The following is a 24671-nucleotide window of genomic DNA, read 5'->3' on the forward strand; positions in this document are numbered from 1 at the left end:
ATGGAGATTCGCGAAGGGCTCACCTTCGACGATGTTTTGCTCGAACCCGGCGCATCCGATGTGATGCCAACTCAGGTGGATGTGTCCACCCGGTTCACGCGAGAGATCAATCTGAACATCCCGCTCGTGTCCGCCGCCATGGACACGGTCACCGAAAGCCGGCTGGCCATCGCCATGGCCCAGAACGGCGGCATCGGGGTGCTCCACCGCAACCTGACGGTCGAGGAACAGGCCGACCAGGTGCGCGAGGTGAAGCGCTACGAGAGCGGCATGGTCATCAACCCGCTGACCATCCATCCGGACACCACCCTGCGCGAGATCCGCGAGATCAAGGCGCGGCGGAAGATCTCCGGCTTCCCGGTGGTAGAGCCCGGCACGGGCAAGCTGTGCGGCATCCTGACGAACCGCGACATGCGCTTCGAAGGCCGCGACGACGTGCCCGCCAAGGCGCTGATGACCCACGAGAACCTGGTCACGGTGCGCGAGGGCGTCAGCCAGGCCGAGGCTCGCGAGCTGCTGCGCAGGCACAAGATCGAGCGCCTGATTGTGGTCGACGAGGCCTACCGCGCCGTCGGCCTGATCACCGTCAAGGACATGGAGAAGTCCCAGGAGCACCCGAACGCGGCCAAGGACGCGCAGGGCCGGCTTCTGGTGGCCGCGGCCTCGACGGTGGGCGACAACGGCTACGAGCGCTCCATGGCGCTGGTGGACGCCGGCGTCGACGTGGTGGTCATCGACACCGCCCATGGCCACAACAAGGACGTCGCCGGCGCCGTGGCGCGCGTGAAGCGCGAGACCAACCGCGTGCAGATCGTCGCCGGCAACGTGGCGACCTACGACGGCGCGCGGGCGCTGATCGACGCCGGCGCGGATGCGGTGAAGGTGGGCATCGGCCCGGGCTCGATCTGCACCACGCGGATCGTCGCCGGGGTGGGCGTGCCGCAGCTGACCGCGATCGCCGAGTCCGTGCGCGCCGCCCGGGATTCGGACGTGCCGATCATCGCCGACGGCGGGATCAAGTACTCGGGCGATCTGGCCAAGGCGCTCGCCATGGGCGCGTCGGTGGCGATGATGGGCTCGGTCTTCGCCGGCGTCGACGAGGCGCCCGGCGAGGTGTTCCTCTACCAGGGGCGTTCCTACAAGGCCTACCGCGGCATGGGCTCGCTCGGCGCCATGGCTCAAGGCTCGGCCGACCGCTACTTCCAGAAGGAGGTCTCGGCCCTGAAGCTGGTGCCGGAGGGCATCGAGGGCCAGGTGCCCTACAAGGGGCCGATCGCGCCGATTCTGCACCAGATGGTCGGCGGCCTGCGCGCCGCCATGGGCTATGTGGGCGCGCCGAGCCTGCCGCTGTTCCGCGAGCGGGCCCGGTTCATCCGCATCACCGGCGCGGGCCTTCGTGAAAGCCACGTCCACGACGTGATGATCACCCGCGAGGCGCCGAACTACCCGAGCGCGGTCTGAGCGTGAGGCGCCAAGGTGCGTGACGGCGGACGCCTCGCGGCGGCCATTGAGGTCCTGACCGAGATCGAGAGCCGTCACCGGCCGGTGCGCCTCGCCCTGAAGGCCTGGGGAGACAGCGCCCGCTACGCGGGGGCGAAGGATCGCGCCTTCGTCTCAGGCCTGGTGCTGGACGTCCTACGCAGGCGCCGGTCGCTCGCCTGGCGGATGGGCGAGGAGGGCGCCCGGGCCGCGGCCCTTGGCGTGCTCAAGTTCCTGTGGGGCTGGGCCATCGAGCGCATCGCCGAGGCGGCGGGCGAGGCGCCGCACGGTCCTGGCCCGCTCAGCGACGCCGAGCGCCTGGCGCTCGAGACCCCGCGCGACCTCGCCGACGCCCCGGCCTCGGTGCGCGGCGACTATCCGGACTGGTTGGACGCCTCCCTGGCGCGGGCGTTCGGCGAGGCGCGGGCCGAGGAGGGGGCGGCGCTCGCCGAGCGCGCGCCTGTGGACCTGCGCGCCAACCGCCTGAAGACCGGCCCCGGCAAGGCGATGAAAGCGCTCGCCCCTCTGCCGGTGCGCGCCACCGGCGTGCTTCCCGAGGCCTTGCGCATCGACCCGCCGCGGGCCGACGAGCGGGCGCCGGCGGTGGAGGCCATGCCGGCCTTCGTGAAGGGCTGGGTGGAGGTCCAGGATCTCGGCAGCCAGATCGCCGCGGCCTGCGCCGGCGAGGTGAAGGGCCAGCAGGTGCTCGACCTCTGCGCCGGAGGCGGCGGCAAGACGCTCGCCCTGGCCGCGGCCATGGAGACCACGGGCCAGATCTACGCCTACGATTCCGACGCGCGGCGCCTGACCGACACCATCCGCCGGGGCGAGCGCGCCGGGGTGCGCAACCTGCAGGTCCGCACGCCCGCCAAGCCGGAACCGCTGAAGGGCCTCGAGGGGCGGATGGACCTGGTGTTCGTCGACGCGCCCTGTTCGGGCACGGGTTCGTGGCGGCGCCATCCCGACACCAAGTGGCGGCTGACGCCCCAGACCCTGGAAAAGCGCCTCGCCGACCAGGACCTCGTGCTCGACCAGGCGACCGCCTTCGTGAAACCGGGCGGGCGGATCGTCTATGTCACCTGCTCCGTGCTGCCGGAGGAGGACGAGGACCGCGTCGCCGCCTTCCTGGTCCGCCATCCCGAGTTCGCGGTGCGGCCGGCCACCGACGATCCGACGCTCGCCCGCCACCTCACCCCTGATCGATATCTGCGCCTGTCGCCCCGATCCGCCGGGACGGACGGGTTTTTCGTCGCCGTTCTAGAGAAGGTCCGCTAACGCACCCCCATGACCACCGAACCGAACCATGAGCGCGTCCTGATCGTCGACTTCGGCAGCCAGGTGACCCAGCTGATCGCCCGGCGCCTGCGCGAAAGCGGCGTCTATTGCGAGATCCACCCCTACGACAAGGTCGAGGGGATGCTGGACGACTTCGCGCCCAAGGCGGTGATCCTCTCCGGCGGCCCGGCCAGCGTGCACGAGGCGGAGAGCCCGTCGGCGCCGCAGCGGGTGTTCGAGCTGGGCGTGCCGGTGCTGGGGATCTGCTACGGCGAGATGACCATGGCCGCGCAGCTCGGCGGCGCCGTCGAGGGCGGCCACGAGCGCGAGTTCGGCCGCGCCGAGATCCGCATCGCGCGGGAGTCGCCGCTGCTCGAGGGCCTGGGCGACCTCGGCGACAACGAGACCGTCTGGATGAGCCACGGTGACAAGATCACCGCCATCCCTGAGGGCTTCGAGGTGGTGGCGACCTCGGAAGGCTCGCCCTTCGCGGTGATCGCCGACGAGGGGCGCCGCTTCTACGGCATCCAGTTCCACCCGGAGGTGGCCCACACGCCGCGCGGCGCCCTGATGCTGCGCAACTTCACCCACAAGATCGCCGGCTGCCGCGGCGACTGGACCATGGCCTCGTTCCGCCAGGAGATGGTCCAGCGCATCCGCGACCAGGTGGGCTCGGAAAAGGTGATCTGCGGCCTCTCCGGCGGTGTCGATTCCTCGGTGGCCGCGGTGCTGATCCACGAAGCCATCGGCGACCAGCTGACCTGCGTCTTCGTCGACACCGGCCTCCTGCGCATGAACGAGGCCGAGCAGGTGGTCACCATGTTCAGGGACCACTACAACATCCCGCTGGTACACGTTGACGCCTCTGAGGATTTCCTCGGCGCGCTGGCGGGGGTCACCGACCCCGAGACCAAGCGCAAGACCATCGGCAAGCTGTTCATCGACGTCTTCGACCGCGAGTCCCACAAGATCGAGGGCGCGACCTTCCTGGCCCAGGGCACGCTCTATCCGGACGTGATCGAGAGCGTCTCGGCCAAGGGCGGGCCGAGCCAGGTGATCAAGAGCCACCACAACGTCGGCGGCCTGCCGGACTACATGAAGCTGAAGCTCGTCGAGCCGCTGCGCGAACTCTTCAAGGACGAGGTGCGGGCGCTGGGCGTCGAACTCGGCCTGCCGCCGGCCTTCGTCGGCCGCCATCCGTTCCCGGGCCCCGGCCTGGCCATCCGCATCCCCGGCGACATCACGCCCGAGAAGGTCGCGACCCTGCAGAAGGCCGACGCCATCTACCTCGACGAGATCCGCAAGGCTGGCCTCTACGACGCCATCTGGCAGGCCTTCGCCGTGCTGCTGCCGGTGCAGAGCGTCGGGGTGATGGGCGATGCGCGAACCTACGAGAACGTCTGCGCCCTGCGCGCCGTGACCTCGACCGACGGCATGACCGCCGACTTCTTCGAGTTCCCCTGGGAGGTGCTGGGCCGCGCCGCGACCCGCATCATCAACGAGGTGAAGGGCATCAACCGCGTCGTTTACGACGTGACCTCGAAACCGCCCGGCACGATCGAGTGGGAGTAGGCCCCGGCCGGCGTCTCAGTTCGCCGTCGACGCCAGGGTGTGGAATTCGGTGATCGCGCTGTAGACGCCGAGGCCGTAGCCCATGGCCAGCTGCGCCGGATCGAGGGCGTTGTGGGCCAGGAAGACCATCACCGAGCCGTCGGTCGGATCGGCCTGCCACCAGCCGCCGAAGGCGCCCGGCCAGCCCACCGTCCCGACACCGCCCTTGCAGCGGACGACGGGCGCCTGGTCGGGATCCATCACCACCGCCACCCCGAGACCGAAGCCGAGGCCGGTGAAGACGGGCATGCCCAGCAGGCGCGCCGAGGCGCGCTGCGCCTCGCTGAGCCGGTTGGCGGTCATCAGCGCCAGGGTCTCGGGCCGCAGGATCCGCACGCCGTCAACGGCGCCGCCGCCGACGAACAGCCGGGCGAAGGCGAGATAGTCGCCGGCGGTGGACCACAGGCCCTGGCCGCCCGACTCGAAGGCCATGTCGTCCGGCCGCTCGACCAGGAACGCCCCGCCGGCGCCGGTCGGCCGCTCGGCGAGGCGGCCGCTGTCGTCGAAGCCGTACATCCGGGCGCGCCGCCCCCGCTGGTCCGCCGGGATGACGAAGCCGGTGTCCCGCATGCCGAGGGGCTCGAACAGCCGGCGCCTCATCACCTCGCCGAGGGGTGCGCCCTCCATCCGAGCGATCAGCAGGCCGAGGAGGTCGGTGGACGTCCCATAGTGGAAGCCGGCGCCCGGCTGATCGATCAGCGGCAGGGCCGCCAGGCGGGCGATCCACTGGTCGGGTGAGACCTCGCTGTCGATGTCGGCGCCGAGCGCCTCGCGATAGGCCCGGGCGAGGGGGCCGGTCTGGAAGTCCCCGTAGGTGAGACCGGAGCGGTGGGTCAGCAGGTCCTCGAAGGTGATCGGCCGTTCGGCCGGATCGGTCTCGTCCAGCGGGCCGTCAGGATCGCGCAGCACCCGCATCTCGCCGAACTCGGGCGCGACGCGGCTGATCGGCTGGTCGAGCGCGAAGCGGCCTTCGTCGAAGAGGGTGAGGGCGACGACCGAGGTGACCGGCTTGGACAGCGAGGCGATGCGGAAGAGGGTGTCGTTCTCGATGGGCAGCCCCGCATCGATATCGCGCCAGCCAGAGGCGGCCGACTGGACGAGGCGGCCGTCGCGCCAGACGCGGGTCGCGGCGCCGGCGATCTCTGCGCCCGCAACGTGGCGCTCGAGCATGGCCTGGATGGCGTCGGGTGCGGTCATGGAGCTGTCCAGATGCGATATCGATGTTATAAAATAAACAGATTATAAAATATCATGCAACACAGTCGCGCCATGGCTAGCGAAGCTTCCGAGACCCCTCCTGCTTCCCGGCGACGCCAGCCGAAGGGTGACAAGCGCGAGCGCACGCGTGCGGCCCTGCTCGATGCGGCCCTGGCGCTGACGCGGGAAAGAGGGTTCGAGGCGACGACGCTGCAGGACGTCGCCGAGCGCGCGGGCATGACCACGGGCGCCATCTACGGCAACTTCAGGAACCGCGATGAGCTGTTCATGGCGCTGGCGGTGCGCCAGTGGGCGCCGATCCGTCCGCGGTTCGCGCCGGGAGACAGCTTCGCCGACCTGATGCGGGCGACCGCCGAGGCGGTGCTGGCCTCGATCCCGGAGAGGGGCCCCGCGGCGGTGGGCGCCCTGACCTTCCGCGCCTATGCGCTGCGCCACGAGAACGTGCGCGAGTCCTTCCGCGAGGAGATGGCCAAGGGGCTCGCGGCGGGGGCGACCTGGATGGAGGCGGTGTTCGCGGTCGAGGACCTGCCGATGCCGCCGGAGCTGATGGTGCGGGTGATCAACGCCCTCATCGAGGGGCTGCTGTTCCAGCGGTTCCTGACGCCCGAGCTGATGCCCGACGAGGTGTTCCACGCCGCCTTCGCGGCCCTGGCCAACAGGCCCGCGTCAGGCGCTGCGCCAAAGCCGGCGGGCGCCTGAGCGGGAATTGCCTCAGGCCGCTTCCTGCGCCTGGGCCGTGTCGGGACCAGGCTGGCGGATCAGGTAGTCGAAGGCCGAGAGCGCGGCCTTGGAGCCTTCGCCCATGGCGATGACGATCTGCTTGTAGGGCGTCGTCGTCGCGTCGCCGCCGGCGAACACGCCCGGCACGCTGGTCGCGCCGCGGAAGTCGACCTCGATCTCACCGCGCGGGGTGAGCGCCACGGCCTCCTTCAGCCATTCGGTGTTGGGCACAAGGCCGATCTGCACGAAGACGCCTTCCAGCTCCACCTCGTGAACCGCGTCGGTGTTGCGGTCCTTGTAGACGAGACCGGTGACCTTCTGGCCGTCGCCGCGGACCTCGGTGGTCAGGGCCGAGGTGACGATCCGCACATTGGGCAGGCTGGCGAGCATGCGCTGCAGCACCGCGTCGGCGCGGAGCTGGCTGTCGAACTCGATCAGGGTCACGTGGGCGACGATGCCGGCGAGGTCGATCGCCGCCTCGACGCCGGAGTTGCCGCCGCCGATCACCGCCACGCGCTTGCCCTTGAACAGCGGGCCGTCGCAGTGCGGGCAATAGGCGACGCCGCGGTTCTTGTACTCGGCCTCGCCGGGCACGTTCATGTTCCGCCAGCGCGCGCCGGTGGCGAGGATCACCGAGCGCGATTTCAGGCTCGCGCCGCTCTCCAGCTGCACCTCGATCAGGCCGCCCGGCTCGGCCGCCGGGATGAGCCTGGCGGCCTTCTGCAGGTCCATCACCTCGACATCGTAGGCCTTGACGTGCTGCTCCAGGCCGGCGGACAGTTTCGGGCCCTCGGTGTGCGGCACGGAGATGAAGTTCTCGATCGCCAGGGTGTCGAGCACCTGGCCGCCGAAGCGCTCGGCGACGACGCCGGTGCGGATACCCTTGCGCGCCGCGTAGATGGCGGCCGCGGCGCCGGCCGGACCGCCGCCCACCACCAGCACCTCGAAGGGGTCCTTCTCCTGGATCTTCTCGGCGGCCCGGGCGGCCGCACCGGTGTCGATCATGGCCAGGATCCGCTCCAGGCTCATGCGGCCCTGGGCGAAGGGCTCGCCGTTCAGCAGCACGGTGGGCACGGCCATGATCTGGCGCTGCTCGACCTCGGCCTGGAACAAGGCGCCGTCGACGGCGACGTGGCGGATCTTGGGGTTCAGGGCGCTCATGATGTTCAGCGCCTGCACCACGTCGGGGCAGTTCTGGCACGAGAGCGAGAAGTAGGTCTCGAAGGCGAAGTCGCCGTCCAGCGCCCTGATCTGTTCGGCGACGTCCGGCTCGATCTTCGGCGGGTGGCCGCCGACGTGCAGCAGGGCCAGCACCAGCGAGGTGAACTCGTGGCCGAGGGGCAGGCCGGCGAAGCGCACCGAAACGTCGGTCCCGGCGCGGACGATGGCGAAGGACGGCTTGCGGGCGTCGTCGCCCGTGCGGACCACGCTCACCTTATCCGACTGCTCGGCGATGTCGTTCAGCAGCGCCAGCAGCTCGGCGGACTTGGGGCCGTCGTCGAGCGACGCCACCAGCTCGATCGGCTGGCGGAGGTTCTGCAGGTAGGTCTTCAGCTGACCCTTCAGATTGGCGTCCAACATCGCGGCGGCTCCGGTCGAATTCGGGAGGGGAGGAGCCGGCGGCGCGCTCCATTCACGGGACGCCGCCGGCGGTTCGTCAGTGACGGCTTAGATCTTGCCGACCAGCTCGAGGGACGGCGCGAGGGTCTTCTCGCCTTCTTCCCACTTGGCCGGGCAGACCTCGCCCGGGTGGTTGCGGACGTACTGCGCGGCCTTGACCTTGCGCAGCAGCTCGGCGGCGTTGCGGCCGATGCCCTCGGCGGTGACTTCGGTGAACTGGATCACGCCGTCCGGATCGACCAGGAAGGTGCCGCGATCGGCAAGGCCCTGGCCTTCCCGCATGACGCCGAAGTTGTTGGTCACCACGCCGGCCGGGTCGCCGATCATGGTGTAGCGGATCTTGCCGATGGCCGGCGAGGTGTCGGCCCAGGCCTTGTGCGAGAAGTGGGTGTCGGTGGAGACCGAGTAGATCTCGACGCCCAGCTTCTGGAACTCGGCGTAGTTGTCGGCCAGGTCCTCGAGCTCGGTCGGGCAGACGAAGGTGAAGTCCGCCGGATAGAAGAAGACGATCGACCACTTGCCCTTGAGGTCGGCGTCGCTGACCGTGACGAACTTGCCCTCCTTGTAGGCCTGGGCGGTGAACGGCAGCACGGTGGAATTGATCTTGGACATCACGGTCTCCGATTGGCGATGGGCGTGATGTAGGGAGGGCTGGAGTATAATCCCAATCGATTTTGTTGGGATTTGAGATAGAGAAAATCGATGACAGCCGGGCGGCGCGCGGCTTTGGGAACATGCCTCAAGCCGGCGCTTGATCTCCGTCGCGCGCCGGTCGGGCGCCGGTCATTCGCGCGTGCGGGCGTCGGGTCCACGGTGGGTCGGTTCGTCCACGGCGGAGACGCCCATGCTGAAGCTCGTGCAGACCCACACCGGTCCGGCCGCCACGGTGCGGCCGTTCTTCCTCGGCCGTCAGGCGCCCTTACGCTTCGCTGACGTGCTGCGCCTCGACTACGAGAGCCGCGTCTGGCGCCGCAAGAGCGCCCGGACGCAGGCGCGCCTGCTGCTCGCCACGGCCCTGGCCCTCGAGGACCACGGGTTCAGCTCGCCGCGGGTGGTGGACATCACCCAGGGCGCGGGCGTCTCGACCGCCGCCTACTACGTCTACTTCCACGATCTCGACGAAGGCGTCTGCACCGTGCTCAGCCGCTTCGGCGCCTGGCTGTTCGAGCCGTTCGACGATGAGCGGCCCGAAGGCGGGGCGGCGATCCGCGCCCTGCTGACGCGGGCCCACGCCAACCTGAACCTGGTGCGCGCGCTCGACCGCGTGCTGGCCAACGCCCCGAGCCTCGCCGAGGGCGTCGGCCAGGCGCGGCTCAGCTGGGCGCGGGCGCTGTGCAAGGGCCGCCCCGCGGAGAGCCTGATGTGCGATGGGCTGATCGCCGGTCTGCTGCGCGAGATGACCCTCTCGGATCCGACCGAGCAGGATGTCGAAGCGATGGCGGAGCTCGCCGTCGAGGCCCTGCGCCGCCTGACCGTTTCGCCCCTGACGCCGGCGGCCTGATGTTCATCAAGCGCCCGGAGGCGCGGTGTCATTCAGGGCGCAGCCGCGGCCGAGCAGGATGCAGTTGTCCCGACCGTTGCGCGCCCTGACCCCTTGGGGCCCGCCGGATAGGATCTTCCTCTATCTCCGGGGCGGGCCCAGGCCCGCCCCCTCTTTTTGCCGGGAGAGGCGGCGGCCTCGGATCAGCCGCCGGCGGCGAGGCGGCGCAGGCGCTCGAGCTCGTCGGGCGTGTTGGCGTTGGCGAAGCGCTCGGCCGCCTCGGCGGGCCAGTCCGCGGTCACATAGGCGCAGGTCGCCGCGAAGCCCTTCAGCGAGCGGGCGCCGCTCTCCACATAGGCCGGCAGCCGCTCGACGGCCGCGGCGCGCCAAAGGGCGCAGACCGGATGCAGCTCGCCATCGGTGCAGGCCACCGCGGCCAGGGCGCCGGGCGCGGCGTCCAGGGCGGCGGCCAGCCGGGGCAGGAGATCCTCGGGCAGGCGCGGCATGTCGCAGGGCAGGGTGAGCAGGGCCTCGTGGCCAAGATCGTGCGCGGCCCTCAGGGCGGCGGCGATCCCGGCCAACGGCCCCTCGATCGCCGGGTCGTCGAGGATCACGTGGGCGCCGACGGGACCGACCTGGCGCGGATCGCGCACCGCCACGGCCACCTCGTCGGCGGCGCGGCGCGCCAGGCGTACGGCGTTGCCGATCAGGGTCGAGCCGCCCCAGGCGCGCAGCGGCTTGTCGCCGCCCATGCGGCGGCCCTCGCCGCCCGCCAGGATCACGCAGAGCGTCTTCATCGGCCGGGCTTTCCGTGGCTCGCGATCAGACGCCGGCCGAGCGCCTTGAGGTCGGTCTCGGCGAAGCGCAGGCGGGCGAGCGGCAGGACCACGGCGTTCTCGAGGGCCAGGTGGCGCAGCTCCTGGCTGGCGAAGGCGTCGAGGGCGAGGGCGACGGAGGGATCGCGACCGGGCGCCAGCCGCTCGTCGAGGCAGCGCTCCAGATGGCCGCGCAGCGCATGGGCGTGGGCCATGTCGGCCTTGTGCTCGCCGATCAGGCGGTCGAGCACCTCGCCGATCTCGTCCTCCGGCAGGGCGCGGGCCCGCAGCAGGGGGAAGAGGTCGACCTCCTCGTCCGCGAGATGGTGGCCCAGCTCGTGCCGCAGGAACTCGATGACTGCGCGGATCGGCTCAGGCTCGAAGCTCTTGGCCAAGGCCAGCTCAGCCATCAGGCCGCAGAACTGGCGGTGGCGCAGGTGCTCGGCCAGGAACCACTCGAGCGGCTGGGCGGCGAGCGCCTTCGCGGGCGCGGAGGTGGCGGCGAGGATCGCTGACATCGGACCTCTCCTTCGGGTCAGTACTTCAGCTCCAGGGAGCACCAGACCTTGGTGCGGTCGGCGAACGCCGGCTGGGCGCCGTCGAACAGCGCGGTCTTGAGCTCGAACGTGAGGTGCGGGTTGATCGGGGCGGAGGCGAGGGCGTCGAGTTCACGGCCGTAGCGGGCCGAGCCACGCGCGGCGCGGAAGTCGTGGGCCGCGACCTGCAGCTTCACCGGGCGGCCGGCGATGGAGAACGGCGCCGTCGCGCCGGCCCTCAGGTTGAAGTCCTGCACGCCATTCGCGGGCGTGGTCAGGAAGACGTCCGCCCAGCCCTGGAAGGCATGGAGGGTGGCGAGCGGCGTCTGGAAGCCACGGCGACCATCGCCGGACAGCTTCTCGTAGCCGATGCTCGCCCAGGCGGGCTTGGCCTTCAGGCCGGCGCCGAGATCGAGATAGTCGAGATCGAAGCCGGTCGGGCTGTTCCGGTAGTCGCTCTGGCGCGCGTATTCGACCTCGTAGGTGGCGGAGAGGCCGGCGCGGAGCGGCCGCGCGCCGGCCAGCCGCGCGCCCCAGGTCTGGCTGGACTGGGTCGGCGCATTGTCGAAGTCCAGCAGGTAACCGTAGGCGCTGAGGGCGCCCGCGGGGGTCTGGGCGTCGGCCTGAAAGAGGTGGGAGTCGCTGCGCCAGTCGCCTTGCACGCTGCGCTCGGTGAACACCCGGTGCACCCGGTCCAGGTAGGCGTAGGTGAGGGTGACCTTGGCGGCCGGACGGTAGCGGACGACGGCGGCGTCGAACGTCTGCTCGGTCTGGCGGAAGCCGGAATTGCCGATGAAGCGGGCGTTGCCGAGGATCAGCCGCTGGCGGCCGACGACGACGTCCCCCTGAGCGCCGGCCCAGGCGACCTGGGCCCGGTTGAGCTGCGTGGTCGCCGGGTCGGCGACGATCGGATAGGCCGTCTTGCCGTTGACCGTGCTGTTGTAGTCGTCGTCGAGGGCCGCGACGTTCTCGCCTTCCAGCAGGGCGCGGAAGCCGCGCCAGGCGGCGGTCTCGTAGCCCAGGCGCGTCCGGAGCGTCAGCGCCAAGGCGTCCTTCGGCAGGCCGTCCTGATCCACGCTCTCGGCCCGCAGGCGCGCGTCGAGGATCCAGTGGCCGTCCGACGGCGCCGCCAGGGCCGAGGCGGGAGCGGCGAGGGCCGCAATAGACGCAAGGACGAGCGCTCGACGCACGTTCAGGCTCCCGCCCGGCGGATGATGGTGAAGGTCCGCTTGGCGGGCTCGATCTTCGAGCGCAGCACCGCGGCGAGGCAGGCGAGGGCGGGATCCTCGGCGTCGCGCGCCGCCGAGATCAGGTTGGTCCAGCGCTCGTCGTCGGCGGTCTCCAGGAAGTCGGCGACGGCGGTGTCGACGAAGTCGCCCACCGTCTCGCCGGCCGCTTCGGCCGCCCGCGCCAGGCGCTCGGCGAGGCTCGGGTCGGTAGCCGCCAGCCAAGGCTGCAGCCGGGCCGCGGCGTGACCGTCGCGCAGAAAGTCGCCGAGGGTGACGGAGCCCGGTGCAAGCTGGCCCTCGGGCGTCAGGGTCAGGGCGACGCCCTGGGCGCGCGCCTCGGCCGTCAACTCGGCGGCGTAGCGGGCCGCGGCCGCGGTCCAGGCCCGGCTTTCGAGGTGCAGGCGGATGCGCTCCTCGACCAGTTCAAACGGCAGCTCTCGCGCCTCGATGCGGCGGTCGAGGCGCAGCACGTGCCAGCCGAAGCGGGAACGCACCGGCGCGCCCGCGATCTCGCCGGGCGCCAGGGCGTCGAGGACGGCCTCGACCTCGGGGACCAGGTCGCCCGGCCGGAGCTGGCCGAGCGAACCGCCGACCTGGCCCGAGGGGCAGGCGGAGTGGCCCGCGGCGAGTTCCGCGAAGCGGGCAGGCTCGAGGGACAGGCGGGCGATCAGGCCCGCGGCCAGGGCCTGGCCCGCTTCGTCCTCGTCGTTGGCCGCGCCGATCAGGACGTGCGAGGCCTCGTACAGCGCCGGAGCGCGGAAGCGGGCGCGCTCGGCGTCGTAGACCCGGCGGCACTCGGCCGTGGTCGGGGAGGCGACCTCGAGCTCCTGGTCGAGGAGCGCGCGGATCAGCGCCTCCTCGTCGGTCTCCTCGCGCCCCTCCTCGTCGCGCTCGGTCTCGGCCGCGAGGCCGAGCTGGCGGGCGCGGGAGAGCAGGAGGGCGCGCAGGGCCAGGGCGTGGCCGGCGGCTTTCCAGGCGTCGCCCGCTGTGGCCTCCGGATGGTTCTGGGCCTCCTGGGCGACCAGGGCTTCGGGGATCTCGACCCCGTCGAAGACGACGCTGCGCATGACTATTCGGCCGCGGGCTTGAGTTGGGCCTTGGCGGGCTCGGCGTCCGCCCGCCGGACGGGCAGGCTGGCGTAGGTGGGCGCCAAGCGCTCGGCGGCGCGGGGCAGGGCGCGGCGGGTGCGCACCAGCTGCCAGCCGCGGCGGTTCAGGTACCAGACCGGCGCCGAGAGCATGTGGACGAGGCGCGTGAACGGGAAGACCAGCAGGATGGTCATGCCCAGCGTCAGGTGCGCCTTGAACACCCACTGGGTGTCGGCGACGAAGTCGGCCACGTGCGGCCGGAAGGTGAACACGCCCTGCGCCCAGTTCATGAACTTCAGCATCTCGCTCCCGTCACGGTGCTGGAGGGACACCGGGATCGTGGACAGGCCGAGGAGTAGCTGAGCCATCAAGAGGAGCAGGATGGCGGTGTCGCCGAAGCTCGAGTTCTTGCGAATCCGCACATCGAACAGGCGCCGGTGCAGCAGCAACGCCCCGCCAGCGAGCGCCATGAGGCCTGCGACGCCGCCGGCGACGATCGCCAGCATCTGCTTGGCCGAGTGGGCGACGCCCAGGGTGTCCCACACCCAGACCGGCGTCAGCAGGCCCACGAAGTGGCCGCCGAAGATGGCCAGCACGCCGAGATGGAAGAGCACCGAACCGGTGACCAGCTGGCGCCGGCGCAGGAGCTGCGAGGAGCCGGTGCGCCAGGTGTAGGGCTCGCGGTCGAAGCGGACGACCGAGCCGATCACCAGCACCGAGAGCGCGATGTAGGGGTAGACCCCGAAGAGGATCTGGTTGAGGTCCATGGCGGTTCCTCAGGCGGCCTGGCCCGCGCGGCGGCGCGGGGGCGGCGGGTTGGCGTTCATCGATTTCACGAGCAGCTCGGCCTTGGGGCAGCCCACGTCCGAGGGCCCGAAGGTGACCGCGGTCTCGGCCCAGAGCTTGTCCATGGCTTCGAGGTCGGCGGGATCGTCGTCGGGCTCGGCGTTCAGGGCGGCCAGGGCCTCGGCGTCGGCCGGGTCGGCGGCGAGGGCCACCAGGGCGCCGAACACCGCGCGATAGGCGCTTTCGCGCTTGTGCAGCCGCTCGCCGATCGCGGCGAGGACATGGGCGGCCTCGCCGAGGAGGGACGCGGCCTCGTCATCCGGCAGGGTGGAAATGAACTCCAGGAACACCGGCAGGTGGTCAGGCAACTCGTTGGCCGAGAGCTCAAGGCCCTTGGCGCGGTAGAGCTCCAGCAGCGCCACCATCGCCTGGCCGCGGTCGCGGCTCTCGCCGTGCACGTGCTCATAGAGGTTGAGCGACAGGGAGCGGGTGCGGTCGAACAGCCAGACGAACTGCTCCTGGGCCTCGTAGAGGTCCATCTCCGCCAGCTCGCCGGCCAGCCGATGCAGCGCGCGGCGCACGGGCGCGGGGATGCGCATCTCGGCGTCGAGGGCTTCGGCCACGGCCGGCATGGCCGCCTGGGTCTCGGCGGTGGGATAGGTGAGCAGCGCCGCCAGGGCGCGATAAGCCAGGGTCATTGTTCCACCTCCGCGACGGGCTTGGCGCGCGAGCGCTTCTTGGGGCCGAAGAGGCCGAGTTCGGTGTTGCCGCCCGAGCAGCCGTTGCCGAAGGTGAAGCCGCAGCCGCCGCGCAGGTCGTATGCGTCCTCGACCGTCTCGCGGTGCGTCGTTGGGATGACGAAGCGGTCCTCGTAGTTGGCGATGGCCATGTAGCGGTACATCTCCTCCACCTGGCCGGCGGTGAGGCCCACGCGCTGTGCGATCTTGTGATCGATGCGGCCGTCGACGGTCTTGGCCCGCATGAAGCCGCGCATGGCGAGCATGCGCTCCAGGGCCTGGACGACGGGCGGCTCGTTTCCGGCCGTGAGCAGGTTGGCCAGGTACTGGACCGGGATGCGCAGCGACTTCACGTCGGGCATCTCGCCGTCCATCTCCAGCGCGCCGGCCGAGGCGGCCGACTGGATCGGCGACAGCGGCGGCACGTACCAGACCATCGGCAGGGTCCGGTATTCGGGGTGCAGCGGGAAGGCGACCTTCCAGTCGATGGCCATCTTGTAGACCGGGCTGCGGCGCGCCGCTTCCAGCCAGGCGTCCGGCACGCCGTCCCGGCGGGCCTGGTCGATCACCGCCGGATCGAAGGGATCCAGGAAGACGTCGAGCTGGGCCTGGTAGAGGTCCTTCTCGTCCGGCTCGGCGGCGGCGGCCTCGATCCGGTCGGCGTCATAGAGGAGGACGCCCAGGTAGCGGATGCGGCCGACGCAGGTCTCGGAACAGACCGTGGGCTGGCCGACCTCGATGCGCGGGAAGCAGAAGGTGCACTTCTCGGACTTACCGCTCTCCCAGTTGTAGTAGATCTTCTTGTACGGGCAGGCGGAGACGCACATCCGCCAGCCGCGGCACTTGTCCTGGTCGATGAGGACGATGCCGTCCTCCTCGCGCTTGTAGATCGCCCCCGACGGGCAGGCGGCGACGCAGGCCGGGTTGAGGCAGTGCTCGCACAGCCGTGGCAGGTACATCATGAAGGTGTTTTCGAACTGGCCGTAGATCTCGGCCTCCACGCCTGCGAAGTTGTAGTCGGCCTTTCGCTTGGCGAACTCGCCGCCGAGGATCTCCTCCCAGTTCGGGCCCCACTCGATCTTCTCCATCCGCTCGCCGGTGATCTGCGAGCGCGGCCGGGCGGTGGGGAAGGCCTTCATCTCCGGCGCGGTCTGCAGGTGCGCGTAATCGAAGTCGAAGGGCTCGTAGTAGTCGTCGATCTCGGGCAGGTCGGGGTTGGCGAAGATCTTCGACAGGATCCGCCACTTGGCGCCCATGCGGGGTTCGATCTTGCCGTTCTTCTTGCGGACCCAGCCGCCGTTCCAGCGCTTCTGGTTCTCCCAGTCCTTGGGATAGCCGACGCCGGGCTTGGTTTCGACGTTGTTGAACCAGGCGTATTCGACGCCCTTGCGATTGGTCCACACGTTCTTGCAGGTGACCGAGCAGGTGTGACACCCGATGCACTTGTCGAGGTTCAGCACCATCCCGATCTGGGCGCGGACTTTCATTTTACGCGGACTCCTTGGCGGTCGCCGGCTCGTCGAGCCAATCGACCTTGTTCATCTTGCGGATGACGACGAACTCGTCCCGGTTGGAGCCCACGGTGCCGTAGTAGTTGAAGCCGTAGGCGAGCTGGGCGTAGCCGCCGATCATGTGGGTCGGCTTGAGCACCGCCCGGGTCACCGAGTTGTGGATCCCGCCGCGCTGGCCGGTGAGCTCCGACCCCGGCGTGTTCACGATCTTCTCCTGCGCGTGGTACATGAAGGTCGTTCCCTCGCGGATGCGCTGGGAGACCACCGCGCGGGCGGTGAGGGCGCCGTTGGCGTTGAAGACCTCGATCCAGTCGTTGTCGGCGATCCCCGCCTTCTTCGCGTCCGTCTCCGAGATCCAGACCACCGGGCCGCCGCGGTTCAGCGTCAGCATCAGGAGGTTGTCGGAATAGGTGGAGTGGATGCCCCACTTCTGGTGCGGGGTGATGAAGTTGAGGACGATCTCGGTCTGGCCGTTGGGCTTCTGGCCCTGGACGTAGGTGGTCTTGAGGTCGACCGGCGGCTTGTAGACGCACAGCGCCTCGCCGAACGCCCGCATCCACAGGTGGTCCTGGTAGAGCTGCTGGCGGCCAGTGAGGGTGCGCCAGGGGATCAGCTCGTGGACGTTGGTGTAGCCGGCCGTGTAGCAGACGTGCTCGCTCTCCAGCCCTGACCAGATCGGCGAGGAGATGATCTTGCGCGGCTGGGCGACGAGATCGCGGAAGCGGATCTTCTCGTCTTCCTTGGGCTCGGCCAGGTGCGTGTGCTCCCGGCCGGTCTGCTTCTCCAGCGCCGCCCAGGCCTTGACCGCCACCTCGCCGTTGGTCTCCGGCGCCAGCATGAGCAGGGTCTCGCAGGCGTCGATGTCGGTATCGATCTTCGGCAGGCCCTCGGTGGCGCCCGGCTCGGCGACGCGGCCGTTGAGATCGCCGAGCAGCTTGACCTCGTGCTCGGTGTTCCAGGCCAGGCCCTTGCCGCCGTTGCCGACCTTGCTCATCAGCGGGCCGAGCGAGGTGAAGCGCTTGTAGAGGTTAGGGTAGTCCCGCTCGACCACGGTGATCTGCGGCATGGTCTTGCCGGGGATCGGCTCGCACTCGCCGGCGTACCAGTCCTTGACGTCGAAGGGCTGGGCGAGCTCGCCGGCGCTATCGTGCTGGATCGGCGTCAGGACGACGTCCTGCTCGACGCCCAGGACCTCCGGCGCAACCTCCGAGAAGGCCTTGGCGATCGACTTGAAGATCTCCCAGTCCGACTTCGACTCCCAGGCAGGATCCACGGCCGCCGAGAGCGGGTGGATGAAGGGGTGCATGTCGGAGGTGTTGAGGTCGTTCTTCTCGTACCAGGTGGCCGTCGGCAGGACGATGTCGGAGTAGACGGCGGTGGTGGACATCCGGAAGTCGAGGGTGACCAGGAGGTCGAGCTTTCCTTCCGGCGCCTCGTCATGCCAGGCGACCTCGGCCGGCTTCTGGCGGCCGGACTCGCCCAGGTCCTTGCCCTGGATGCCGTTCGCGGCGCCCAGCAGGTGCTTCAGGAAGTACTCGTGGCCCTTGCCCGAGGAGCCCAGCAGGTTGGAGCGCCAGACGAACATGTTGCGCGGCCAGTTGGCCGGGTCGTCCGGGTCCATGCAGCTCATCTCGAGCGTGCGGGCCTTCAGCTCGCGGACGGCATAGACCTTGGCGTCGACGCCTTCCGCGGCGGCCGCCTTGGCGACCTCCAGCGGGTTGGTCTTCATGGCCGGGGCGGAGGGCAGCCAACCCATGCGCTCGGCGCGGGCGTTGAAGTCGATCAGGGCCGCGTCCCACGGGCCCTTCGGCGCCGTGGGCGACAGGATCTCGCCGGCCGCGACCGTCTCGTAACGCCACTGGTCGGTGTGGGCGTAGAAGAACGAGGTGGAGTTCTGCTGGCGTGGCGGCCGGATCCAGTCGAGGCCGAAGGCGAGCGGCGCCCAGCCGGTCTGCGGCCGCAGCTTCTCCTGGCCGACATAGTGGCTCCAGCCGCCGCCCGACTGGCCCACGCACCCGCACATCACCAGCATGTTGATGACGCCGCGGTAGTTCATGTCCATGTGGAACCAGTGGTTCATCGCCGCGCCGATGATCACCATCGACTTGCCGTTGGTCTTCTCGGCGTTGGTGGCGAAGCCGCGGGCCACGGCGATGATCTGCTCGGCGGGAACGGTGGTGATCGCCTCGGCCCAGGCGGGGCTGTAGGGCTCCACGTCCTCATAGCTCGCCGGCATGTGTTCGCCGCCGAATCCCTGGTCGACGCCGTAGTTGGCCAGGAACAGGTCGTAGACGCTGGCCACCAGGGTCTCGCCGTCCTTCAGCTTCAGGCGCTTGACCGGCACGTTGCGGACCAGGACGTCGGGGTGGTCGGTGGAGGCGAAGCCGTTGGAGGCCGAGTTGGCGAAGTAGGGGAAGGCGACGCCGGCGACCTCGTCATGCGCGCCCTTGAGGCCCAGGCGCAGCGTCACCTCGCGGCCGTCGGCGGCCTTCTCCTCAAGGTTCCACCTGCCGTCCTCGCCCCAGCGGAAGCCGATGGAGCCGGTCGGGGCGACGATATCGCCGGTGGCCTCGTCGACGGCGACGGTCTTCCATTCCGGATTGTTGGCCTGATCGAGGTCGCCCACGAAGTCGGCGGCGCGCAGCAGGCGCTCGGGGATCAACCGGCCGTCCTGGCTGACCAGGCGCACCAGCATCGGCATGTCGGAGTACTTGCGGACGTAGTCGCGGAAGTAGGGGACCTGCCGGTCGACGTGGAATTCCTTGAGGATCACGTGGCCGAAGGCCATGGCCAGGGCCGCGTCGGTGCCCTGCTTCACCGCCAGCCAGAGGTCGGAGAACTTCGAGGCCTCGGAATAGTCGGGGCAGATCACCACCGACTTGGCGCCGCGGTAGCGGGCCTCGGTGTAGAAGTGGGCGTCCGGCGTGCGGGTCTGCGGGACGTTGGAGCCCCAAAGCAGCAGGAAGCCGGAGTTGTACCAGTCGGCGCTCTCGGCGACGTCGGTCTGCTCGCCCCAGGTCTGGGGAGAGGCCGGCGGCAGGTCGCAGTACCAGTCGTAGAACGAGCCGCAGACCCCGCCGAGGAGCTGCAAGTAGCGGGCGCCGGCGGCGTAGGAGACCATCGACATGGCCGGGATCGGCGAGAAGCCGAACACCCGGTCCGGGCCCCAGCGCTTGACGGTGTAGGCGTTGGCCGCGGCGACGATCTCGGTGACCTCGTCCCAGCGGGCGCGGACGAAGCCGCCGGAGCCGCGCACCGAGGTGTAGGACTTGCGCGCCTCCGGATCGCTCTGGATCGCGGCCCAGGCGGCCACCGGCGTCATGGTCGCCCGCTTGGCGCGCCACAGCTTCAGCAGGCGCGAGCGGACCAGCGGATATTTCACGCGGTTGGCCGAGTAGAGGTACCAGCTGTAGCTGGCGCCGCGTGCGCAGCCGCGCGGCTCGTGATTGGGCAGCTCCGGGCGGGTGCGCGGATAGTCGGTCTGCTGAGTCTCCCAGGTGACGATCCCGCCCTTGACGTAGATCTTCCACGAGCAGGAGCCGGTGCAGTTCACGCCGTGGGTGGAGCGCACGATCTTGTCGTGGCGCCAGCGGGAGCGATAGGCCTCCTCCCAGCCGCGGTCGTCGTTGTTCATGACGCCGTGGCCGTCGGAGAACAGCTCGGTCTTCCGGGTGAAGAAGGCCAGGCGGTCGAGGGTGTTGCTCATCGAATCTGAACCTGTGCGTACGGGGTGCGCGCCTTACTCGGCGGCGATCTTGGGGGTGGCGCCGCGACGGCGGGCGGAGGGCTGGGGGCTGGCCGGGGCCGCGGTGGGCTCGGCGGGGTGCAGGTCGACCATCTCCGGCAGCTCGGGCAGCCGCTCCAGCTCCGGCGTGCGGGTCCGCTCCATGTGGCGGATGGCGAAGGTCATCCAGGTGAGCGCCGTGGCCACGAGGACGAAGAGCAGCATGAAGCAACTGGTCCAGACGTGGACGATGTCGTTCATGGCGCCGAAGGCGATCGGCAGGACGAAGCCGCCGAGGCCGCCGATCATGCCGACCAGGCCGCCGACCGCGCCGATGTCCTTCGGGTAGTAGACGGGGATGTGCTTGAACACCGCCGCCATGCCGAGGCTCATGAAGAAGCCGAGGGTGATCAGGATGCCCATGAAGACGGGCAGGCTGGTGGCGATGCGGAAGGCGATCGGGCCCTTGATGCCGTCGACCACATAGCTGGTGGCCGGGTAGGAGAGCAGGAAGGTGGCGATGATCGCGACCGAGAAGGTCGTGTACATCACCCGCCGCGCGCCGATCCGGTCGGCGAGCCAGCCGCCGAAGATGCGGAAGGCGGCGGCCGGCAGGGAGAAGCAGGCGGCGAGCACGCCGGCCGTCTTCAGGTCGACGTGGTAGACGCCCACCAGGTAGCGCGGCAGCCACAGCGACAGGGCGACGAAGGCGCCGAAGTTGAAGAAGTAGTAGAGCGAGAAGCGCCAGACCTGCAGCTTCGTCAGCGGCGCGAACTGGGCGAGGAACGGCGGAGCCTTGGTCTTGGCGGCGCGGCGGCTGGCGAGCTCCGGCTCATCCTTGGCGCCGAAGAAGAACACCAGGGCGAGGACCACCAGGGCGGCGGCCCAGATGCGGGCGACGTTCTCCCAGCCCACGGCGGCCATGACGAAGGGGGCGCCGAAGTTGGTGATCGCCGCGCCAACGTTGCCGGCGCCGTAGACGCCGAGCGCCGCGCCCTGCTTCTCCTTCGGGAAGAACTTCGAGACATAGGCGACGCCGGCGGCGAAGGAGCCGCCCGCCAGGCCCAGGCCCAGCGCCGCCAGGAGCATCATCGGGTAGGTGTGGGCGAAGGAGAGGGCGACGGTCGAGGCCGCCGCCAGCAGCATCACGATCAGGTTGACGATGCGGCCGCCGAAACGGTCGGCCATGACGCCGAGGACCACCCGCGTCAGCGAGCCGGTGAGGATGGGGGTGCCGGCCAGCAGGCCGAACTCGGCGTCGGTGAGGCCCAGGTCCTTTTTGATCTTGATCCCGATGATCGAGAAGATGGTCCAGACCGCGAAGGCGCCCATGAACGAGATGGTCGCCAGGCTCAGGGCCCCGCGGGCGCCCGGGCGGGCTCCCTGGTCTGCGCCCGATGGGGCGGCGGGGGACGGCGCGTGGGTCATGGGGAGCTCCGAATCCGAAGGCCGCTCTGGCCTCGTCGTCGGTGTTTTGCCCGCTGACTGACGATCTACAATTGATCCGGATCAATCGGAGCAAAGTAGAGCGCTGCGACATTCAGAAATGCGCAGTTCGATGCGCTCCGAAATACGTCATTCTCGAAAATCTATACTGTGCGTCAATCGGACGCTTGATATTCGTCAAGCCGCTGTTCGAAAGGCGTCGAGCAGGGCGACTTGATCCAGGTCAAGGCCGGCTGCGTCTTGGGCTGCTGATGAGGCCTCAAGGAGGCCACCATGCCGATTCGTCCGTCCGATCTCGATCGAGTGAAGGCGCTGCCTCTGTTCGCCCAAGCCTCGGACGAGTTGTTCCGCGACATGCTGGGCGGCGGCTTTCTGCAGAAGTTCCCGGCCGGCACGACCCTGCTGACCGAGGGCGATCCCGTCGACTTCCTCTACATCCTGCTGGAAGGCGCGGTGGAGCTGGAGGGCACCTGGAACGACAAGGCGACCACCCTGGCGGTGCTGAAGCCCGTCTCGGCGTTCATCCTGGCGGCGGTGGTCCTCGACTCCAACGGGCTGATGAGCGCCCACACCCTGGAATCTTCGCAGATCCTGATGGTCTCCGGCGAGGCGCTGCGCCGCGCGATGATGCGCGACGCCCGGTTCTGCTTCACCGTCGCCCAGGAGCTCGCTGGCTGCTACCGCGGCGTGGTGCGGGCCCTGAAGAACCAGAAGCTGCGCGGCGGCATGGAGCGGCTGGCCAACTACCTGATCAGCCAGCAGGCCCGGTGCGGCGGCGGCGAAACCTTCGCCCTGCCGCACGAGAAGCGCGTCCTCGCGTCTCTGCTCGGCATGACTCCGGAAAACCTGTCGCGGGCGTTCGCCAGCCTCGGCGACTATGGGGTGAGCGTCAGTGGACCGAACGTGACCATCCATCGGCCTGTGGTGCTGCAGCGGCTCGCCAAGCCCGACGCGCTCATCGACCAGGCGGGGCCGACCGGCGACACGCCGGCCAGCGCGGCGGAGCTGGAGCGCTGGACCCCGGAGCCGGCCCGCGCCGTCTCCTGAGGCCGGTCAGCCGCCGTACTGGGCGAGCTGGCGCGTATCCCCGCTGATCCCTTCCGCCAGCCGATGGCCGCGCGGCTTGCCCACGAGCGCCGCCTGGATGCGCGCCTTGAGCGCGTCCGCGTCGTCGCCCTGCAGCAGGTCGCGCAGGTCGACGCCGAGCTCGCCGAAGAGGCAGAGCCTGAGCTTGCCGCGGGCGGTGATCCGCAGCCGGTTGCAGCCGTCGCAGAAGCCCGGCGCATAGGGCGCGATCAGCCCGATGCGGCCGGCGTAGTCCGGGTGGGCGTATTCCACCGCCGGGCCATCGTCGAAGGCGCGGGGACGGGGACGCCAGCCGCGCGCTTGCAGCCAGTCGGTGAGGCGCCCGCCAGGGATGTGCTGGTCGGCGAAGAATGCGGCGTTGTCGCCGGTCCGCATGAGCTCGATGAACCGCACGGCGACCGGCCGCTCGCGGACGAAATCGGCGAAGGCGTCGAAGCCGTCCTGGACGCCGTCCTTCAGCAGCACGCCGTTGACCTTCACCGTCGGCACGCCGATGGCCAGCGCCTGGTCGAGGCCGCGCACCACGGACTCCAGCCGGTCGTGGCCGGTGATCCGCTGGAAGGCGGCACGGTCGAGGGAGTCGATGCTGACGTTGAGGTTGGTGAGGCCGGCGTCGCGCCAGGCGGCGATGTTGCGGTCGAGGTTCCAGCCGTTGGTGGTCAGGGCCACCTTGTCGATGCCGGGGGTGGCCGAGACCCGGGCGATGATCTCCGGGAGGTCGCGCCGCACGCTGGGTTCACCGCCGGTCAGGCGCAACTTGGAGACGCCGAGGTCGGCGAAGGCGCGCGTGACGCGATCGACCTCGTCGGGCGTCAGGAAGCTCTGCGGCCCCGACTTCCGGTAGCCGTCCGGTAGGCAGTAGGTGCAGCGGAAATTGCAGACCTCGGTGACCGAGACCCGCAGATAGTGAAAGCGACGGCCGAAGCCGTCCTCGAGACGCGACAAACTTGGCCCCTTTCCAAGCGCGGGAGGCGAGGGCGTTTCCACCCGCACCCTTGGCCCTGGCGGGCCTCGGCCGCATCGCCCTGGCGCGGAGGGCGCTTTAGGCGGCGAGGCTCGGAGCGAACTGACGGGCGGCGATGACCGCGCCGGATTCAATCTAGGCGCGCCGGGGCGCATGTCCCTTGACGCATATCAAGCGCGGGCCGGACGCGGAGTGAGCAGCATTTTCCCGTAGGCGCCCGCAAAGCTCGCGAAGGCGAGGGTCCACAGCGCGGCCGACAGGCTGAGCAATCCGACTTGCATCGTCGGCAGGAACGGCGCGGCGACGCGGCTGACCGCAGCCAGGTTGACGAGCAGGAAGATGGCCTGGGTCGCGCGGTCCGCGGTGAGCGGGCGGCCGGTATGGCCGCGGCTGGCGCGGGTCATCACCGCCAGGGTCATGACGCCCACCGCCCCGGCGGTCAGGGCATGGACGCCGGCGGTGCGGGGGACTTCGCCGGTGAGCGCCGAGAGCCCGAGCAGCAGGAGCCCTGCGCCAAGCCAGCCGTAGCCCAGGTGCAGGACGGTCACGAGCGGCTCCTTCCACGCCAGCCAGCCACGCCAGCGCGCCAGCCGGGCCAGGTTGGCGAGGCCGGCGAGCGCCAGGGCGGCGCCGGAGATCGACAGGTCGGGGAAGATCGCCCACGCCGCGGCGGCCACGCCCGTAACGCCCAGGGCGACCTGGTCGAAGCGCCCGGCCGTGGCCGGCAATCGGGTCTCGCCGCGGGCGTTCAGCCAGTTGCGGGTGAAGCTCGGCGTGATGCGGCCGCCGATCAGGGCGATCAGCACCGCCACGGCCGCCAGGCCCACCCGCACCCCGATGGCCAGCGACCCGGCCGGGCCGAAGTGGAAGGCTACGTTGGCCAGGGCGAACAGGCTGACGAGGATGCAGACCGGCAGGTTGCGCCAGTTGCGGCCGGCCAGGACCTCCCGCCAGACGACGGCTGCGAAGGCGATCAGGAACAGGCTGTCGATCGCGTAGCTGACCGGACTGGGGAACAGCATGGCGAGCCGCCCGGCGACCCACAGGGCCACGAGCACGCCGAGTGGCGCGCCGATCACCGGCATGCGCCCGGTCCAGTTCGGGACCGCGGTGGTCAGGAAGCCGGCGATGACCGCGGCGAGATAGCCGAACAGCATCTCGTGGATGTGCCAGTCGCGGGAGATCTCCGGCGGTCCGCCGTGCATGAAGACGGCGAGCCAGAGCGGCACGACGAGGGCCGCCCAGGCGGCGCCGAACAGGAAGAACGGGCGGAAGCCGAAGCTGAACAGGGCCGGCCCCGAATAGGCGCGCCGCCTCGCCGCCGTGCTCATCGCCGGGCCTCCAGC

At 70.1% G+C, this 24671-nt stretch carries 20 protein-coding genes and 1 riboswitch; of the genes, 6 read left to right on the forward strand and 14 right to left on the reverse strand.

Annotation, left to right across the window (positions count from 1 at the left end):
- From guaB to guaA, 3 genes are read left to right on the forward strand one after another with little or no spacing between them, the layout of a single operon-like run.
- The gene (gene guaB / locus DJ017_RS11720) at positions 1–1461 is read left to right on the forward strand and encodes an IMP dehydrogenase (protein ID WP_111528887.1); all 1461 of its coding nucleotides are present in this window, start codon (positions 1–3) and stop codon (positions 1459–1461) included.
- 15 nt (positions 1462–1476) lie between these two features.
- Positions 1477–2754: an RsmB/NOP family class I SAM-dependent RNA methyltransferase gene (locus DJ017_RS11725; RefSeq protein WP_111528888.1), complete on the forward strand. Its 1278-nt coding sequence runs from the start codon at positions 1477–1479 to the stop codon at positions 2752–2754.
- 9 nt (positions 2755–2763) lie between these two features.
- Positions 2764–4326, forward strand: coding sequence for a glutamine-hydrolyzing GMP synthase (gene guaA / locus DJ017_RS11730; RefSeq protein WP_111528889.1), 1563 nt, complete (start codon positions 2764–2766; stop codon positions 4324–4326).
- Between the two features lie 15 nt (positions 4327–4341).
- On the opposite strand, the gene DJ017_RS11735 is transcribed toward guaA, so the two are convergent.
- A complete protein-coding gene (locus tag DJ017_RS11735; protein ID WP_227000121.1) occupies positions 4342–5562 on the reverse strand; it encodes a serine hydrolase domain-containing protein in 1221 nt (406 codons plus the stop codon).
- A gap of 72 nt (positions 5563–5634) precedes the next feature.
- Here DJ017_RS11735 and DJ017_RS11740 point away from each other — a divergent pair, with 72 nt between their 5' ends.
- A complete protein-coding gene (locus DJ017_RS11740; RefSeq protein WP_165830603.1) occupies positions 5635–6282 on the forward strand; it encodes a TetR/AcrR family transcriptional regulator in 648 nt (215 codons plus the stop codon).
- Between the two features lie 12 nt (positions 6283–6294).
- Here DJ017_RS11740 and ahpF read toward each other — a convergent pair whose 3' ends face one another.
- Together ahpF and ahpC are read right to left on the reverse strand one after the other, a co-directional pair.
- On the reverse strand, positions 6295–7884 hold the full coding sequence (ahpF, locus tag DJ017_RS11745) for an alkyl hydroperoxide reductase subunit F (RefSeq protein WP_111528891.1): 1590 nt from the start codon (positions 7882–7884) through the stop codon (positions 6295–6297).
- Positions 7885–7971: 87 nt separating this feature from the next.
- Positions 7972–8535: an alkyl hydroperoxide reductase subunit C gene (gene ahpC / locus DJ017_RS11750; protein ID WP_111528892.1), complete on the reverse strand. Its 564-nt coding sequence runs from the start codon at positions 8533–8535 to the stop codon at positions 7972–7974.
- 232 nt (positions 8536–8767) lie between these two features.
- Here ahpC and DJ017_RS11755 point away from each other — a divergent pair, with 232 nt between their 5' ends.
- The gene (locus DJ017_RS11755; protein WP_111528893.1) at positions 8768–9424 is read left to right on the forward strand and encodes a TetR/AcrR family transcriptional regulator; all 657 of its coding nucleotides are present in this window, start codon (positions 8768–8770) and stop codon (positions 9422–9424) included.
- A 182-nt stretch (positions 9425–9606) separates the two neighbouring features.
- Here the strand turns inward: DJ017_RS11755 and mobA are convergent, their stop codons facing one another.
- From mobA to DJ017_RS11800, 9 genes are read right to left on the reverse strand one after another with little or no spacing between them, the layout of a single operon-like run.
- Positions 9607–10200, reverse strand: a complete 594-nt coding sequence (gene mobA, locus DJ017_RS11760) for a molybdenum cofactor guanylyltransferase (protein ID WP_111528894.1) — start codon at positions 10198–10200, stop codon at positions 9607–9609.
- On the reverse strand, positions 10197–10736 hold the full coding sequence (locus DJ017_RS11765) for a hemerythrin domain-containing protein (protein ID WP_111528895.1): 540 nt from the start codon (positions 10734–10736) through the stop codon (positions 10197–10199). The genes mobA and DJ017_RS11765 overlap by 4 nt, the downstream gene beginning before the upstream one ends.
- A 17-nt stretch (positions 10737–10753) precedes the next feature.
- Positions 10754–11944, reverse strand: a complete 1191-nt coding sequence (locus DJ017_RS11770; RefSeq protein WP_111528896.1) for a hypothetical protein — start codon at positions 11942–11944, stop codon at positions 10754–10756.
- Between the two features lie 2 nt (positions 11945–11946).
- On the reverse strand, positions 11947–13050 hold the full coding sequence (locus DJ017_RS11775; RefSeq protein WP_111528897.1) for a peptidylprolyl isomerase: 1104 nt from the start codon (positions 13048–13050) through the stop codon (positions 11947–11949).
- A 2-nt stretch (positions 13051–13052) separates the two neighbouring features.
- Positions 13053–13838, reverse strand: a complete 786-nt coding sequence (gene narI, locus DJ017_RS11780; protein WP_111528898.1) for a respiratory nitrate reductase subunit gamma — start codon at positions 13836–13838, stop codon at positions 13053–13055.
- Positions 13839–13847: 9 nt separating this feature from the next.
- The gene (gene narJ / locus DJ017_RS11785) at positions 13848–14555 is read right to left on the reverse strand and encodes a nitrate reductase molybdenum cofactor assembly chaperone (protein ID WP_111528899.1); all 708 of its coding nucleotides are present in this window, start codon (positions 14553–14555) and stop codon (positions 13848–13850) included.
- Positions 14552–16081: a nitrate reductase subunit beta gene (gene narH / locus DJ017_RS11790; protein WP_111528900.1), complete on the reverse strand. Its 1530-nt coding sequence runs from the start codon at positions 16079–16081 to the stop codon at positions 14552–14554. The genes narJ and narH overlap by 4 nt, the downstream gene beginning before the upstream one ends.
- 1 nt (position 16082) lies before the next feature.
- Positions 16083–19811, reverse strand: coding sequence for a nitrate reductase subunit alpha (locus tag DJ017_RS11795; protein ID WP_111528901.1), 3729 nt, complete (start codon positions 19809–19811; stop codon positions 16083–16085).
- 33 nt (positions 19812–19844) lie between these two features.
- Positions 19845–21257, reverse strand: coding sequence for an MFS transporter (locus tag DJ017_RS11800; protein WP_111528902.1), 1413 nt, complete (start codon positions 21255–21257; stop codon positions 19845–19847).
- Between the two features lie 291 nt (positions 21258–21548).
- Here DJ017_RS11800 and ftrB point away from each other — a divergent pair, with 291 nt between their 5' ends.
- The gene (gene ftrB, locus DJ017_RS11805) at positions 21549–22322 is read left to right on the forward strand and encodes a transcriptional activator FtrB (protein ID WP_111528903.1); all 774 of its coding nucleotides are present in this window, start codon (positions 21549–21551) and stop codon (positions 22320–22322) included.
- A 6-nt stretch (positions 22323–22328) separates the two neighbouring features.
- Here the strand turns inward: ftrB and moaA are convergent, their stop codons facing one another.
- Positions 22329–23306: a GTP 3',8-cyclase MoaA gene (moaA, locus tag DJ017_RS11810; protein WP_111528904.1), complete on the reverse strand. Its 978-nt coding sequence runs from the start codon at positions 23304–23306 to the stop codon at positions 22329–22331.
- Positions 23295–23435: riboswitch (molybdenum cofactor riboswitch) on the reverse strand. (Overlaps the previous gene by 12 nt.)
- Before the next feature lie 60 nt (positions 23436–23495).
- Positions 23496–24656 (reverse strand): NnrS family protein, encoded by a 1161-nt coding sequence (locus DJ017_RS11815; protein ID WP_111528905.1) that lies wholly within the window; start codon positions 24654–24656, stop codon positions 23496–23498.
- Between the last annotated feature and the right edge of the window lie 15 nt (positions 24657–24671).

The sequence above is a fragment of the Phenylobacterium soli genome, assembly GCF_003254475.1.
GTDB lineage: Bacteria > Pseudomonadota > Alphaproteobacteria > Caulobacterales > Caulobacteraceae > Phenylobacterium > Phenylobacterium soli.